The sequence below is a fragment of the Pseudomonas sp. GW821-FHT09D08 genome, from assembly GCF_059416305.1.
Window position 1 is genome coordinate 589,507 of record NZ_JBWKOX010000002.1, and the last position, 15,325, is coordinate 604,831.

Annotated in this window: 15 protein-coding genes and 1 tRNA gene; 11 read left to right on the plus strand and 5 right to left on the minus strand. The window is 57.8% G+C overall.

Annotated features, from left to right (window positions below):
* Positions 1-77 precede the first annotated feature (77 nt).
* The 5 genes from murI to hemA are packed head-to-tail and all read right to left on the minus strand — an operon-like array spanning position 78 to position 4,810.
* Positions 78-872, minus strand: a complete 795-nt coding sequence (murI, locus tag AC07OP_RS05750; RefSeq protein ID WP_098480395.1) for a glutamate racemase — start codon at positions 870-872, stop codon at positions 78-80.
* Positions 865-1,620, minus strand: coding sequence for a molybdopterin-synthase adenylyltransferase MoeB (locus AC07OP_RS05755; RefSeq protein WP_098480396.1), 756 nt, complete (start codon positions 1,618-1,620; stop codon positions 865-867). Before AC07OP_RS05755 ends, murI begins: the two co-directional genes overlap by 8 nt.
* A complete protein-coding gene (gene prmC, locus AC07OP_RS05760) occupies positions 1,614-2,444 on the minus strand; it encodes a peptide chain release factor N(5)-glutamine methyltransferase (RefSeq protein WP_169899158.1) in 831 nt (276 codons plus the stop codon). Before prmC ends, AC07OP_RS05755 begins: the two co-directional genes overlap by 7 nt.
* Positions 2,445-3,527, minus strand: a complete 1,083-nt coding sequence (gene prfA / locus AC07OP_RS05765) for a peptide chain release factor 1 (RefSeq protein ID WP_034102013.1) — start codon at positions 3,525-3,527, stop codon at positions 2,445-2,447.
* Entirely contained in the window at positions 3,524-4,810 is a 1,287-nt protein-coding gene (gene hemA / locus AC07OP_RS05770; RefSeq protein WP_065938450.1) for a glutamyl-tRNA reductase, read from the minus strand. Before hemA ends, prfA begins: the two co-directional genes overlap by 4 nt.
* Positions 4,811-5,084: 274 nt before the next feature.
* Here hemA and AC07OP_RS05775 point away from each other — a divergent pair, with 274 nt between their 5' ends.
* From AC07OP_RS05775 to sctJ, 11 genes are all read left to right on the plus strand, one after another.
* Positions 5,085-6,809, plus strand: a complete 1,725-nt coding sequence (locus tag AC07OP_RS05775; protein WP_495101081.1) for a tetratricopeptide repeat protein — start codon at positions 5,085-5,087, stop codon at positions 6,807-6,809.
* Positions 6,810-6,813: 4 nt separating this feature from the next.
* Complete coding sequence (gene lolB / locus AC07OP_RS05780; protein WP_065938448.1) at positions 6,814-7,431, plus strand: lipoprotein insertase outer membrane protein LolB; 618 nt, start codon at positions 6,814-6,816, stop codon at positions 7,429-7,431.
* 49 nt (positions 7,432-7,480) lie between these two features.
* Positions 7,481-8,284 carry a 4-(cytidine 5'-diphospho)-2-C-methyl-D-erythritol kinase gene (gene ispE, locus AC07OP_RS05785; protein ID WP_495101176.1) on the plus strand — a complete coding sequence of 268 codons (804 nt, stop codon included), beginning with the start codon at positions 7,481-7,483 and terminating at the stop codon, positions 8,282-8,284.
* Between the two features lie 37 nt (positions 8,285-8,321).
* A tRNA-Gln gene (locus tag AC07OP_RS05790) sits at positions 8,322-8,396 on the plus strand.
* A 46-nt stretch (positions 8,397-8,442) separates the two neighbouring features.
* Positions 8,443-9,384: a ribose-phosphate pyrophosphokinase gene (locus tag AC07OP_RS05795; protein ID WP_003171603.1), complete on the plus strand. Its 942-nt coding sequence runs from the start codon at positions 8,443-8,445 to the stop codon at positions 9,382-9,384.
* 138 nt (positions 9,385-9,522) lie between these two features.
* Positions 9,523-10,122 carry a 50S ribosomal protein L25/general stress protein Ctc gene (locus tag AC07OP_RS05800; protein ID WP_027606889.1) on the plus strand — a complete coding sequence of 200 codons (600 nt, stop codon included), beginning with the start codon at positions 9,523-9,525 and terminating at the stop codon, positions 10,120-10,122.
* A 167-nt stretch (positions 10,123-10,289) separates the two neighbouring features.
* Positions 10,290-10,874, plus strand: coding sequence for an aminoacyl-tRNA hydrolase (pth, locus tag AC07OP_RS05805; protein WP_003208389.1), 585 nt, complete (start codon positions 10,290-10,292; stop codon positions 10,872-10,874).
* 22 nt (positions 10,875-10,896) lie between these two features.
* Positions 10,897-11,997 carry a redox-regulated ATPase YchF gene (gene ychF / locus AC07OP_RS05810; RefSeq protein ID WP_010213320.1) on the plus strand — a complete coding sequence of 367 codons (1,101 nt, stop codon included), beginning with the start codon at positions 10,897-10,899 and terminating at the stop codon, positions 11,995-11,997.
* 294 nt (positions 11,998-12,291) lie between these two features.
* Positions 12,292-13,209, plus strand: coding sequence for a sigma 54-interacting transcriptional regulator (locus AC07OP_RS05815; RefSeq protein ID WP_495101080.1), 918 nt, complete (start codon positions 12,292-12,294; stop codon positions 13,207-13,209).
* Between the two features lie 478 nt (positions 13,210-13,687).
* Complete coding sequence (locus AC07OP_RS05820; protein ID WP_495101079.1) at positions 13,688-14,053, plus strand: hypothetical protein; 366 nt, start codon at positions 13,688-13,690, stop codon at positions 14,051-14,053.
* On the plus strand, positions 14,038-14,859 hold the full coding sequence (gene sctJ / locus AC07OP_RS05825) for a type III secretion system inner membrane ring lipoprotein SctJ (RefSeq protein WP_495101078.1): 822 nt from the start codon (positions 14,038-14,040) through the stop codon (positions 14,857-14,859). The genes AC07OP_RS05820 and sctJ overlap by 16 nt, the downstream gene beginning before the upstream one ends.
* Positions 14,860-15,325 lie beyond the last annotated feature (466 nt).

Sequence of the window (15,325 nt, forward strand, 5' to 3'; positions counted from 1 at the left end):
TTGTATGAATTTTTACAGGCCATCTCGCTATAGAAGCTGACGCACACTCAGAAGTTCAGCGACATTTCACGAAATTTTCACGACCCGAAGCTTCGCACAACTGCAGAATGTTTCCATAGTGTCGGTAGGATATTTCTTAGGTGATACACATCACCACTGGTCCAGAACTGTGCAGGCTCAGGATCGCCGAGGGCCAGCAGTTCGCGTTCGCCCAGCAAACGCTTGAGCTGTCGCGCGACAGCAGCGCCGGTGTCGATGAGGATGATGCTGGCGGGCAGCATCTGCGCCAGCAGCGGCTTGAGGAAGGGATAGTGGGTACAGCCGAGGATGATGGTGTCGCAGCCGGCGCTGAGCAGCGGGTCGATATAGCCCTGCAACAACTGACGCAGGGCCGGGCTGTCCAGATCACCGGTTTCAATCAGTTCCACCAGGCCCGGACACGGCTGGGTGATCACCCGCACATCGGTGGCAAACCGATCGAGCAACGCGGCGAACTTGGCGCTTTGCAGGGTGCCGGTGGTGGCGAGCACCCCGACCACGCCACTGCGCGTGGCCGCCGCGGCGGGTTTGACCGCGGGCTCCATGCCCACCAGGGGCCAATCGGGGTAGTCCTGGCGCAAATCCGCGACGGCCGCCACGGTCGCGGTGTTGCAGGCAATCACAAAAGCCTTGGCGCCCTGCTCGCGGAAAAAACCGGCAACTGACCGGGAACGCTCAAGAATGAACGCCGGGGTTTTCTCGCCGTAGGGGATATGCCCGCAATCGGCCACGTACAACAGGGACTCATGGGGCAGCAATTGCTGAATCTCAGCCAGCACCGACAAGCCGCCGACACCGGAATCGAACACACCGATTGGCGCGTCCTTACCCATGCTGCGTCCCGCAGACACTGCAAGCGGGATCACGCTTGACCCGCAACTCGCGAAAACGCGTGGTCAACGCGTCGATCAACAACAAGCGTCCCACCAACGGCTCGCCGAAACCAGCCAGCAACTTCAAGGCCTCCAGGGCTTGCAGGCTACCGACCAGGCCCACCAGTGGGCCGACCACGCCCGCTTCGCTGCAAGTCAGTTCAGTGTCGCTGCCGTGCCCGTATAAACAGTGATAGCACGGGCTTTCGGCGCGACGTGGATCGAACACCGACAGCTGCCCTTCAAGCCGAATCGCCGCGCCGCTGATCAATGGCCTGGCCGCCGCCACGCAGGCGGCATTGACGGCCTCGCGGGTGGAGAAGTTGTCGCTGCAATCGAGCACTACGTCCACACCCGCCACCGCCGCCGCCAAGGTATCGGCATCCAGCGCGATGGGATGGGCGACCAAGGTGATTTCGGGGTTGAGGGCGCTCAGGCGGCGCATGGCCGAATCAACCTTGGCCTGCCCGACGCTGTCGGTGTCATGGATGATCTGGCGTTGCAGATTGGTGAGGTCGACGGTGTCGAAATCCGCCAGGTGCAATTCACCAACACCGGCGGCAGCCAGGTACATCGCCACCGGGGCACCCAGGCCACCGAGGCCGACGATCAACGCACGGCCGTTTTTCAGGCGCAATTGGCCGTCGATGTCGACATGCTGCAACAGAATCTGTCGGCTGTAGCGCAACAGCTCCTGATCGGTCAGCACGGCCGGCGTCCCAGGGAGATGCGTTCGTGACCGCCAAGGTCGATGCGGCTATGCACCTGCTCGAAGCCTTGGCTCAGCAACAGGTCGCGCACCGCGCCAGCCTGATCGTAACCGTGCTCCAGCAGCAGCCAACCCGCGGCGTTCAGGTGGGCCGGGGCCTGGGCGATGATCAACCGCAGGTCGTCCAGGCCATCATGGCCCGCCACCAGGGCGCTGGCCGGCTCAAACCGCACATCGCCCGCCACCAGGTGCGGATCGTTGGCGGCGATGTAGGGCGGGTTGCTGATGATCAGGTCGTAGGCGTGGCCTGCCAGGGCGCTGAACCAATGGCTGTTGAGCACCGTGGCGTTATGGAGGTGCAGGCGCTGGCGATTGCGTTCGGCCAGCGCCACGGCTTCCAGCACGCGGTCGACGGCCGTGACGTGCCAGGCCGGACGCTCGCTGGCCAGGGCCAGGGCGATGGCGCCGCTGCCAGTACCGAGGTCGAGGACCTTGACCGGTGTGGCCGGTAACAATTCCAGGGCCGCTTCCACCAGCAACTCGGTGTCCGGACGCGGGATCAGCGTGTGGGGCGCGACCTCCAGATCCAGCTTCCAGAAACCTTGCTGACCGAGGATATAGGCCACCGGTTCGCCAGCGCGGCGGCGTTGCAGGTAGCCGGCAAACGCCAGGGCGTGTTCGCTGCTGACGATTTTTTCCGGCCAGGTGTGCAGGTAGCTGCGGGACTTGCCCAAGGCCGCCGCCAGCAATAACTCGGCATCCAGGCGCGCCGTGGGCGAGTCGGGCAGGTCGGCGGCGCGCAACAGGCTGGCGATAATGGTCATTTATTCACCTATCGCCGCCAGCTGATCGGCCTGGTATTCGGCGAGCAGTGGCTCGATCACCGCATCCACGCCACCGGCGAGAATCTCGTCCAGGGAGTAAAGGGTGAGGTTGACCCGGTGGTCGGTGACCCGGCCCTGGGCAAAGTTGTAGGTACGGATGCGCTCGGAGCGGTCGCCCGAGCCCACCAGCAATTTGCGCTCGCTGGCAATCGCGTTGGCGGCGGCGCTGGTCTGCTGGTCATTGAGCTTGGCCGAGAGCCAGGACATGGCCCGCGCACGGTTCTTGTGCTGGGAACGTTCTTCCTGGCACTCCACCACGATGCCCGACGGTAAGTGGGTGATACGGATCGCCGAGTCCGTCTTGTTGACGTGCTGGCCACCGGCGCCCGACGAGCGGTAGGTATCGACCCGCAGGTCGGCCGGGTTGATCTCGATGGCTTCCTGCTCGTCCGGCTCGGGCAACACGGCCACGGTGCAGGCCGAGGTGTGGATGCGACCTTGGGATTCCGTCGCGGGAACCCGCTGCACACGATGGGCACCGGACTCGAACTTCAGCTTGCCATAGACGTTGTCGCCTTCGACCCGCGCGATGACTTCTTTATAGCCGCCGTGCTCACCTTCGTTCTCGGACAGGATCTCGACCCGCCAACCGCGACGCTCGGCATAACGCGAATACATGCGGAACAGGTCGCCGGAGAAAATCGCCGCTTCATCACCGCCGGTGCCGGCACGGATTTCAAGGAACACATTACGCCCGTCGTTGGGGTCCTTGGGCAGCAGCATGCGCTGCAGGTCACCTTCCAGCTCGGCCAACTTTTCCTTGGCCTCGCGGACTTCTTCCACGGCCATTTCACGCATGTCCGGGTCGCTGTCCTTGAGCAGCGCCTGGGCGCCTTCAAGGTCGGCCTGCACTTTGGTGAGATTCTTGTACGTGGCCACAATGGGCTCAACTTCGGCGTATTCCTTGGAATAGGCGCGGAACTTGGCTTGATCGGAAATGACTTCGCCGTCGCCGAGCAAGGCGGTCAGTTCTTCGAAACGGTCCTGGAGCACGTCCAGTTTATTGAGCAGTGACGCTTTCATTGCGATTTTTTATCCGAAGAGCTGGGCGCGCCCTCACCGAGGGCAAAGAGTTCCTGGGCCATGGCCAGCGCATCAAGGCGGCCTTCGGCAGTCAGTTTTTTTAATTGTACGCTGGGCGCATGCAGCAATTTGTTGGTCAGGCCGCGAGCCAGTTGCATCAGCACCTCCTCGGCGCTGCTGCCGTTGGCGAGCAGGCGCTGGGCCTTGATCAACTCCTCATCACGCAGGCGTTCGCCCTGCTGACGATACGCCTTGAGCACGTCTACCGCCGCCAGCTCACGCAGGCGCACCATGAACTCTTCAGCGCCGATGCCGACCATCTCTTCAGCCGCCTGGGCAGCGCCCTGGCGACTCTTGAGGTTTTCGGCGACCACTTCATGGAGATCGTCGACGCTGTAGAGGTAAACGTCGTCCAACTCGCCGACTTCGGGCTCGATATCCCGGGGAACGGCGATGTCGACCATGAAGATCGGCTTGTGCTTGCGCAGTTTCAGCGCGCTTTCCACCGCGCCCTTGCCGAGAATCGGTAGCTGGCTGGCGGTGGAGCTGATGACGATATCGCTGCGCACCAGTTCGGCCGGGATGTCCGACAGCAGCACCGCATGGGCGCCGAACTGTTCGGCGAGGATGCTGGCGCGCTCCAGGGTACGGTTGGCGACCACGATGCGCTTGACGCCCAGGTCATGCAGGTGGCGGGCAACCAGGGTGATGGTCTCACCGGCGCCGATCAACAGCGCCTGGCTGCGCTGTAGGTCGCTGAAGATCTGCTTGGCCAGGCTGACGGCGGCAAACGCCACGGACACCGGGTTTTCACCGATGGCGGTGTCGGTGCGCACCTGCTTGGCGGAATTGAAGGTGGCCTGAAACAGACGACCCAGCAGCGGACCGACGGTGCCGGCCTCGCGCGCCACGGCGTAGGCGGACTTCATCTGGCCCAGGATCTGCGGCTCGCCCAACACCAGCGAATCGAGGCCGGATGCCACGCGCATCATGTGACGAACTGCCGCATCGTCTTCGTGCACATAGGCGCTCGCGCGCAGGTCGTCGAGGCTCAAATGGTGATAATCGGCCAGCCAGCGCAGTACCACATCCGCTGAAAGATGTTCCTGCTCTATATAAAGCTCACTGCGATTGCAGGTCGAAAGGATCGCAGCTTCGCGGCTGTCGGTGAGACGGCAGAGCTGCTGCAAGGCCTCAACCAACTGCTCTGGCGTAAACGCCACGCGCTCGCGCACGTCTACGGAAGCAGTCTTGTGGTTAATACCGAGTGCGAGGAAGGCCATTCAATATCGCTGATGATGTCGGGAAGCCGACAATTGTCCTACTTCGAAAGATTCAGAACAACCACCGTCGTCTATTGTCCTAGTAGCTTATGCCTATAAAAAGGCCATCTGTAGGCGCAAGCCTGCTCGCGATGGTCGTGAACCATGACGCGGCCTCCTGAGAAAACGCGTTGTCCTCAGGCTTTTCGCGAGCAAGCTCGCTCCTACACGGTTATGTTTGGCCGAAGGCTTGTGTCATGATGATCCGACCGCAGGTTAGTCGTCCTCTTCCTATATGAATAGATCTTCCGCGTTGCTCCTTGCTTTTGTCTTCCTCAGCGGCTGCCAGGCCATGGCACCCGTGTCGCCGGACGGTACACCGCCGGTTGAAGACAGCACACCCGCCCCTGAAAAGCCCAAGGTTTATTCCTCGTTCAGTGAAGAAACGGTGTTCAGCCTGCTCAGTGCGGAACTGGCCGGCCAGCGCAATCGCTTCGATATTGCGCTGGATAACTACGTGACCCAGGCCATCAACACCCAGGATCCGGGAATTTCCGAGCGGGCGTTCCGCATTGCCGAGTACCTCGGGGCCGATCAGGCCGCGCTGGATACCTCGCTGATCTGGGCAAAGAACGCGCCGGACGATCTGGAAGCCCAGCGGGCAGCCGCCATTCAGTTGGCGCGGGCCGGGCGCTATGACGACTCCATGGTCTACATGGAGAAAGTCCTGCAAGGCAAGGGCGACACCCATTTCGACTTCCTCGCGCTGTCGGCTGCCGACACCGACCAGGACACCCGCAATGGCCTGATGAAGAGTTTCGACCGCCTGCTGCAAAAACACCCGAAGAACAGTCAATTGGTGTTCGGCAAGGCCCTGCTGCTGCAACAGGATGATGAAGCCGAAGCCGCATTGAAGCTGCTGGAACAGAACCCGCCGGAAGACGGTGAGATCGCGCCGATTCTGCTGCGCGCGCGCCTGCTGCAGAACCTCAACCGCGGCAAGGAAGCGATTCCACTGCTGGAAAAAAGCATCAAGAAATACCCGGACGACAAACGTCTGCGCCTGACTTACGCCCGCACCCTGGTAGAGCAGGACCGCATGGAGGACGCCAAAGTGCAGTTCGCCAACCTGCTCCAGCAATACCCGGATGACGATGAACTGCGTTACTCCCTGGCGCTGGTGTGCCTGGAAGCCAAGGCCTGGGACGAGGCCAAGGGTTATCTGGAAGAGCTGATCGAGCGCGAAAGCCATGTCGACTCGGCGCACTTGAACCTGGGCCGCATCGCTGAAGAGCGCAACGACCCACAGGCCGCCCTGCTCGAATACGCACAAGTCGGCCCAGGCAACGACTACCTGCCGGCCCAACTGCGCCAGGCCGACATCCTTATGAACAACGGGCGTACCGATGAGGCAGAAAAACGCCTGGCCGCTGCACGGGATGCCGAACCGGACTACGCGATCCAGCTTTACCTGATCCAGGCCGAGACCTTGTCAGCCAATAATCAGGGCGAGCGCGCCTGGAAGGTGCTGCAACAGGCCTTGCTGCAATTCCCCGACGATTTGAACCTGCTGTATACCCGCGCCATGCAGGCGGAAAAACGCAACGACCTGGCGCAGATGGAAAAAGACCTGCGCCTGATCATCAAGCGCGACCCGGACAACGCCATGGCCCTGAATGCCCTGGGCTACACCTTGTCCGACCGCACCACGCGCTACGACGAAGCCAAGGCGTTGATCGAGCAGGCGCACAAGCTCAACCCGGAAGACCCGGCCGTACTCGACAGCCTGGGTTGGGTGAACTATCGCCTGGGCAACCTCGACGAAGCCGAACGCTTGCTGCGCCAGGCCCTGGAGCGCTTCCCCGACCAGGAAGTCGCTGCACACCTGGGCGAGGTGCTGTGGGCCAATGGCAAGCAGCGTGAAGCCCGCCAGATCTGGGAAAAATTCCTCAAGGAACAACCCGAAAGCCCTATCCTGCGCGGCACCATCAAGCGCCTGACCGGATCCGAGACCCTTTAAGCTTATGTTCTTGCGCCACGTTATCGTTTTCAGCTTCATCGCCCTGCTCGCCGGTTGCGCGGGCTTCGGTGCCCGCGAATCCGTTGAGGGCCAGGGCAACCCGGCGCAATGGAAGCAGCACAAGGATCAGCTCGGCAGCATCGACGGCTGGCAGATCGAAGGCAAAGTCGGGGTGCGCGCACCGAAAGATTCCGGCAGCGGCACCTTGTTCTGGCTGCAACGCCAGGATTACTACGACATTCGCTTGTCCGGCCCCCTGGGGCGCGGCGCCGCGCGCCTGACCGGCCGCCCGGGACAAGTCAGCCTAGAAGTCGCCAACCAGGGTCGCTACGAGGCCTCCTCGCCCGAAGCGCTGCTGGAAGAGCAGATTGGCTGGAAACTGCCTGTCTCGCACCTGGTGTGGTGGGTCCGCGGCTTGCCCGCGCCGGACAGCAAGAGCCGCCTGAGCCTCAACGGTGACAGTCGCCTGGCCACCCTGGAACAGGATGGCTGGCAGGTCGAGTACCTCAGCTACGTGGAACAGGGCGGTTATTGGCTGCCAGAGCGCATCAAGCTGCATGGCACCGACCTTGACGTCACGCTGGTGATCAAGGACTGGCAACCGCGCAAGCTGGGGCAATAACGTGGCCGTACAAAAACTGACCCTGCCCTCTCCTGCCAAACTCAATCTGATGCTGCACATCCTCGGTCGCCGTGAAGACGGCTATCACGAGTTGCAGACGCTGTTTCAATTTCTCGACTACGGCGATGAGCTCACCTTCGCCCTGCGCGACGATGGTGTGATCCAGTTGCACACTGAATTCGAAGGCGTGCCCCACGACAGCAACTTGATCGTGAGGGCCGCGAAAAAACTCCAGGAGCAGTCCGGCTGTTCCCAGGGCATCGATATATGGATCGATAAGATTTTGCCCATGGGTGGCGGAATCGGTGGTGGCAGCTCGAATGCCGCGACCACACTGCTGGGTCTGAACCATCTGTGGCAACTGGGCTGGGACCATGATCGCCTGGCGGTGCTGGGCCTCACGCTGGGCGCCGACGTCCCGGTTTTCGTGCGCGGGCACGCCGCTTTTGCTGAGGGTGTGGGGGAAAAACTCACCCCGGAATACCCAGAAGAGCCGTGGTATGTCGTGCTTGTCCCGCAAGTATCTGTAAGTACAGCAGAAATTTTTTCAGATCCGCTGTTGACACGTAACTCTCCTCCCATTAAAGTGCGCCCCGTTCCCAAGGGAAACAGTCGAAATGACTGCTTACCGGTTGTAGCAAGGCGTTATCCAGAGGTACGTAACGCTTTGAATTTGTTAGGTAAATTTACCGAAGCAAAATTAACCGGAACTGGAAGTTGTGTGTTTGGGGGCTTCCCAAGCAAAGCTGAAGCTGATAAAGTCTCGGCCCTTCTTACAGAGACCCTTACAGGGTTTGTAGCAAAGGGAAGCAACGTTTCGATGTTGCATCGCAAGCTGCAAAGTCTGCTCTAAAAGGAATCGAGTACTGGGTACTCGTTGCAACAGATACAGGGGCGTCGCCAAGCGGTAAGGCAGCAGGTTTTGATCCTGCCATGCGTTGGTTCGAATCCAGCCGCCCCTGCCATTTTCTAATACTCATCCAGGTTACCCTCAGCCTCTAGGTACTGCGCGTGTCCAAGATGATGGTCTTTACGGGGAACGCCAACCCCGATCTGGCTCGACGTGTCGTACGTCAGCTGCATATCCCTCTCGGTGACATCTCTGTCGGTAAATTCTCCGACGGCGAAATTACAGCCGAGATCAATGAAAACGTCCGCGGTAAAGACGTCTTCATTATCCAGCCGACCTGCGCTCCGACCAACGATAACCTGATGGAACTCGTCGTGATGGCTGATGCCTTCCGCCGCTCCTCAGCGACTCGAATCACAGCTGTAATCCCTTACTTTGGTTATGCCCGCCAGGATCGCCGTCCGCGTTCCGCACGTGTGGCTATCAGCGCGAAAGTCGTTGCTGACATGCTGACCGTGGTAGGTATCGACCGTGTGCTCACGGTTGACCTGCACGCTGACCAAATCCAGGGGTTCTTCGATATTCCGGTAGATAACATCTACGGCTCCCCCGTCTTGGTGGATGACATCGAAGACCAGCGCTTTGAAAACCTGATGATCGTGTCCCCGGACATTGGTGGCGTCGTGCGTGCACGGGCTGTTGCCAAATCCCTGGGCGTGGACCTCGGGATCATCGACAAACGCCGCGAGAAAGCCAATCACTCTGAAGTGATGCATATCATCGGTGATGTCGAAGGGCGTACCTGTATTCTGGTTGATGACATGGTCGACACCGCCGGCACCCTGTGCCACGCGGCCAAAGCCTTGAAAGAGCACGGTGCAGCTAAAGTCTTCGCCTACTGCACACACCCTGTGCTGTCGGGCCGAGCGATCGAGAACATCGAGAACTCCGTGCTGGACGAACTGGTGGTGACTAACACCATCCCGTTGTCCGCCGCCGCTCAAGCCTGTGCGCGTATCCGTCAACTGGATATCGCACCGGTAGTTGCCGAAGCGGTTCGCCGCATCAGCAACGAAGAATCGATCAGCGCGATGTTCCGCTAAGGGTCAAACCTTCGGAACACCTCACTGACGAAAAGCGCCCCGCCCCAGCATACTGTTGGGGCGGGGCTTTTTTGCCCATATCGCCTTTAGCGCTGGTCGCAAACGCTGGGGCGAATGTGGTTATTTTGGAGATACAACATGAACGATTTTACTCTGAATGCTGAAGTGCGTTCCGACCTGGGGAAAGGTGCGAGCCGCCGCCTGCGTCGTCTCGCAAGCCTGGTTCCAGCTGTAGTTTACGGTGGCGACAAAGCCCCTGAATCCATCAGCATGCTGGCTAAAGAAGTTGCCAAACTGCTCGAAAACGATGCGGCCTACAGCCACGTTATCGAACTGAACGTTGGCGGCAAAAAGCAAAACGTCATCATCAAAGCCCTGCAACGTCACCCATCCAAGGGTCACGTTCTGCACGCTGACTTCGTACGCGTCGTAGCCGGCCAGAAACTGACCGCTATCGTGCCTGTGCACTTTGTTGGTGAAGAAGCTCCGGTCAAGAAAGGCGGCGAGATCTCTCACGTCCTGAACGAAATCGAAGTGACTTGCCTGCCGAAAGATCTGCCTGAGTTCATCGAAGTCGACCTGTCGGCTCTGGAAATCGGCGCAATCATCCACCTGTCCGACCTCAAGGCTCCTAAAGGCGTTGAGTTTGTCGCACTGGCTCACGGTGATGACAAAGCTGTTGCAAACGTACACGCTCCACGCGTTGCTCCAGAAGCTGAAGAAGGCGCTGCAGAGTAATTCACTCTGTATTGCCGGAGCTTGAGGAAACATCGCGGACCGAAACGTAGCGAGAAAGCGGGCGATAACGCGGCGTTTACTCTTGAGTAAATGATCTCTTGTCGTCCACTTTCGCCGCACGCAGGTGTAGCGATGTTATCCACAACTCCAAAGGAAGGGCCCCTGTCGTGACTGCCATTAAACTGATCGTTGGCCTGGGAAATCCAGGCGCCGAATACGAACAGACCCGGCATAACGCGGGGGCCCTTTTTGTTGAGCGTATCGCCCACGCCCAAGGTGTAAACCTGGTGGCCGATCGCAAATATTTTGGCCTGACCGGACGCTTCTCGCATCAGGGTCAGGATGTTCGTCTGTTGATTCCCACCACCTATATGAACCGCAGCGGCCAGGCTGTCGCGGCGCTTGCGGGTTTCTTCCGGATCAAACCCGAGGAAATCCTGGTGGCCCATGACGAACTGGACCTGCCACCCGGCGTTGCCAAGCTCAAGCAAGGCGGCGGGCATGGCGGGCACAATGGTCTGCGCGACATCATCGCGCAGCTGGGCAATCAGAATACTTTTTACCGCCTGCGGCTCGGCATTGGCCACCCAGGCGTCGCCAGTATGGTTTCAAATTTCGTCCTGGGTCGTGCGCCACGCGCCGAACAGGAAAAACTCGATGCCAGCATCGACTTTGCCCTCGGCGTGCTGCCGGATATCTTCGCCGGTGAATGGAACCGCGCGATGAAAAACCTGCACAGCCAGAAGGCCTGACTTTTTTCCGAGGGGAAACACCATGGGATTCAATTGCGGCATCGTCGGCCTGCCCAACGTCGGCAAATCCACCTTGTTCAACGCTTTGACCAAGTCCGGTATTGCGGCGGAGAACTTCCCCTTCTGCACCATCGAACCCAACAGCGGCATCGTGCCGATGCCCGATCCGCGCCTGGACGCACTGGCGGCCATCGTCAATCCCAAGCGCATCCTGCCGACCACCATGGAGTTCGTCGACATCGCAGGCCTGGTAGCCGGCGCGTCGAAAGGTGAAGGCCTGGGCAATAAGTTCCTGGCCAACATCCGTGAAACCGATGCCATCGCCCACGTGGTCCGCTGCTTTGAAGACGAGAACGTGATTCACGTCTCCAACAGTGTCGACCCGAAACGCGACATCGAGATCATCGACCTGGAACTGATCTTCGCCGACCTCGACAGCTGCGAGAAGCAACTGCAGAAAGTCGCGCGCAACGCCAAAGGCGGCGACAAGGACGCAGTGGTCCAGAAAGGCCTGCTGGAACAGTTGATCGCACACTTCACCCTGGGCAAGCCGGCACGCAGCCTGATGAAGACCATGGGCGCTGACGAGAAGGCCGTGATCAAGGGTTTCCACCTGCTGACCACCAAGCCAGTGATGTACATCGCCAACGTCGCTGAAGACGGCTTCGAGAACAACCCTTTGCTCGACGTGGTCAAGGCCATCGCCGACGAAGAAGGCGCCATCGTGGTGCCGGTGTGCAACAAGATCGAAGCGGAAATCGCCGAACTGGATGACGGCGAAGAGAAAGACATGTTCCTTGAGGCCCTGGGCCTGGAAGAGCCTGGCCTGAACCGTGTGATCCGCGCCGGCTACGAAATGCTCAACCTGCAGACCTACTTCACCGCCGGTGTCGAAGAAGTCCGCGCCTGGACCGTAAAAGTCGGCGCCACTGCGCCACAGGCTGCCGGTGTGATCCACACCGACTTTGAAAAAGGCTTTATCCGCGCGGAAGTGATCGCCTACAACGACTTTATCCAGTTCAAGGGTGAGGCCGGTGCCAAGGAAGCGGGTAAATGGCGCTTGGAAGGTAAGGAATACATTGTTAAAGATGGCGATGTGATGCACTTCCGCTTTAACGTATAAGCGCTGGTAGCGTTTTACACCGCACATTAAAAGCCGATGCATGCATCGGCTTTTTTGTGGGCGAGTGATTACCAAATCAAAAAGTTCATAGCTGAAATCCCAAGTATTTTCAGACTTACCCCGCTTCCTTATTCATCTCACACCTACTCAAATCTAAGCTATAAACAAATTTCTCCTACACAAAATTGGTCATTAACTTCATCAACGACAAGTGACAACATTGTAAATTTCGATTTACTTAGGCGTGCCTGCACGCTGATGGCGAAGCAGTAGCAATCATGGAGTAATCACTCAATGTCGGCCTCCAACCATATTCACAATGACATGGATATTTCACTGTTTGAAGGCCATGATATTGAAAGAATGCTGAACAGCATTGCTCCGCTCAACATTGACATTCTATTACTGGGAGAAACCGGCACCGGCAAAGATACCCTGGCCCGGCGAATTCATCGGTTATCAGGCCGGCAGGGCAACTTCGTCGCTGTAAACTGTGCAGCCATTCCAGAGACGCTCGCGGAAAGCCAATTGTTCGGAGTCAACAGCGGGGCGTACACCGGCGCCGTGCAGTCCAGGGCGGGCTTTATCGAAGCTGCACACTTGGGCACCTTGTACCTGGATGAAATCGACAGCATGCCCCTGTCTTTACAAACCAAGCTACTTCGGGCCCTGGAGTCGCGCGGTGTCGAGCGTCTGGGCTCAACCCGATTTATCCCGGTAAACATGCGCGTCATCGCATCGGCCCAGCAGTCGCTATATAAAATGGTTGAGCGAGGGGCTTTCCGGCGGGACTTGTATTTCCGTTTGAGTGTCGTAGACATCCAGCTTCCGTCTTTACGAGAGTGCAAAGATCGAATAATCCCGCTTTTTTTGACCATGATCCGAAAAGAAGCGGAGTCTTTTAAATGCCCTTCTCCCCAACTCCCAAACGCTTTGTTACAACAGTTGTTATGCCATCCTTGGCCTGGCAACGTTCGCGAACTGAGTTCCACGGCTAAGCGTCTTGTATTGGGGCTTCCTCCACTTTCAGTGGGGGGTGAAGATCATAAGGTATCTGAAACAAGCCTCAAGGAACGCTTACAACACATTGAGAAATCTCTGATTGAAGAATCACTGCAACGGCACAACGGTAATGTGGACCTAGCAGCGGCCGACTTGAGAATTGCCAAACGTACACTTTATTACCGCATGAAACAGTTGGGGATTGGCTGAGCGAATGCTTGGAACAATTGCGAGCCTGGCAACATCTGGAAGCATTCTACTTTTTGAATTGATTGGAACTGCTTAATCACCGAATGCCACACAGTTAACGCCAGACGGTCATGTTGTAGCACGATGTAAAAACATGAGCGGTGGGTGACACACTATCTTTTAAATTAGCGAAGCGGAGAAGATCTATGTCTACCATTAACGGTGCCCCTCCCTACATACCGCCTTATGGGACCGGCAATTCCGCCGGGAACCCCGCCCTTGAGGCAGAAGAGCAGCGGTCGAAGCGAATACAGGCTGAAGGCTTGAGGCTGAGCAACGACGCCACACAAGATAGCAACGTAAAAACAGCCGCTGAGAAAAGGCGGTAATGCAAGCGCCTCCTCGGTTCACCAGCCGAGGGGGTGTTTCTTTTTATTAAAAGGAGCGGATATTTCAAGCCTGCGTATAAAGTACCATTACTCATCTGTAGGGATTACCAATGCTTGTAGAAGACACCAGCTCAATCGCGCCTACCGGTCTTAAAAACGCCGCTCAATCATTTGATCGCTCACCAACAAGCAATGATGTTGACTTTTTTGTCTCCCAACTCGAACGTCCCATTCCGAAAGCACATATGGCAGCACAACTTGAAACGATGAGCTTGCTAACGAACGCAGCAACGGCGCTCGACATAACAAAAAAAAATATAACAAGAGACCTCAGCAGGCTCAGCAAAAACATCGACAGGGAGGCGTTACGTAAATACCCAAATGATCTTTCTAACGCAATGCTCATGTCTCATTTCATCGTAAAAACCCTCGGCAAAACAACCCAGTGCATCGACAAAATATGCAACCTGCAATAGCAAACAGACGCCTCCCGCAGTCAACCCTACTTGTTCTCACCTTCCTATTTCTGTTGAGTGGTTGCAGCGACCGTGTCGAACTGCACCGACAACTCTCCGAGCAAGAAGCCAATGAAGTCATTGCAGAACTGGCAGACAAACATATTCGAGCTCAAAAAATCCCTGCCAAGGATGGTGTAACGGTAAGTGTTGATACAAGCGACATAGGCCGAGCTGTTCGCACTCTGGAGGCAGCGGGCCTGCCCAGACTCACTCGCGCCACACTAGGCGATACGTTTCGAAAAGAGGGCGTTATTTCTACACCACTGGAAGAGCGCGCCCGCTATATCTACGCCTTATCCCAAGAACTTGAAGCCACCCTGTCGAACATCGATGGTGTCATCGTTGCCCGGGTGCACGTCGTGCTTCCCGAGCGCGTTGCGCCAGGAGAACCGGTGCAACCGGCATCCTCTGCAGTTTTCATCAAACACGATCCTCGCCTTGATCCCGATAATATCCGAGCCCGTGTTCGCAGAATGGTCGCAAGCAGTATTCCGGGGATGACCACAGCAGTGGACAACCAGCAAAAACTTACCGTCATATTTGTACCTGCTGCGGCCTACCAAGAACAAAAGCGATTAGTCTACTTCGGACCTTTCCTGATCCCGTCAGATGACCGCAGCTTTTGGTGGACCAGCTTAGTCGTTGTGCTGGGCGGTTTGATTTTGATGGTGGCCGGCTCATTGTTCCTGTTAAACCGGCGACAGCGACTGAAGCAGGTAATACCTGCACCTGACGTAGCTGCAGGTCATGCACATGGTGGTTAGCCATTCCCTATCAATGAGTGAACATCTGGCTTGGACTCAATGGTGGGCATGTCCCTGGAGAACCGCCCACGACAGCTGGAAATCTTTTTACCCTGAGATTGCCTTGATCCATTGCTGTGAGACCTTGATGAACCACAAACTTGCAGGCGCTGCCCCCTGCTTGCCTCCCCAACCTCAGCTTGCCGTTCTGCGGCTGGCACTTGCGTCAACAGAACAACTCAACCTCGCGCTCAAATTGATTCACCTTACTGTCACACCTAAATCTGCCCCCCCCTTGAGCGAAGGCCATGAACTCTGGTGCATGAGTCTTTCCAAAGCCCTCTCACCTGACATGCTTCTGCCCGAAGAGGACCCTTTGCAATTACTGTGCAATTGGGTAGCACCCACTGTCTGGCAGCGGCTTCGATTACGCTTTCCCTATGAGCGAGTACTCGCAGTGGAAGAAAGATTTCCAGTGTTCGAAAAC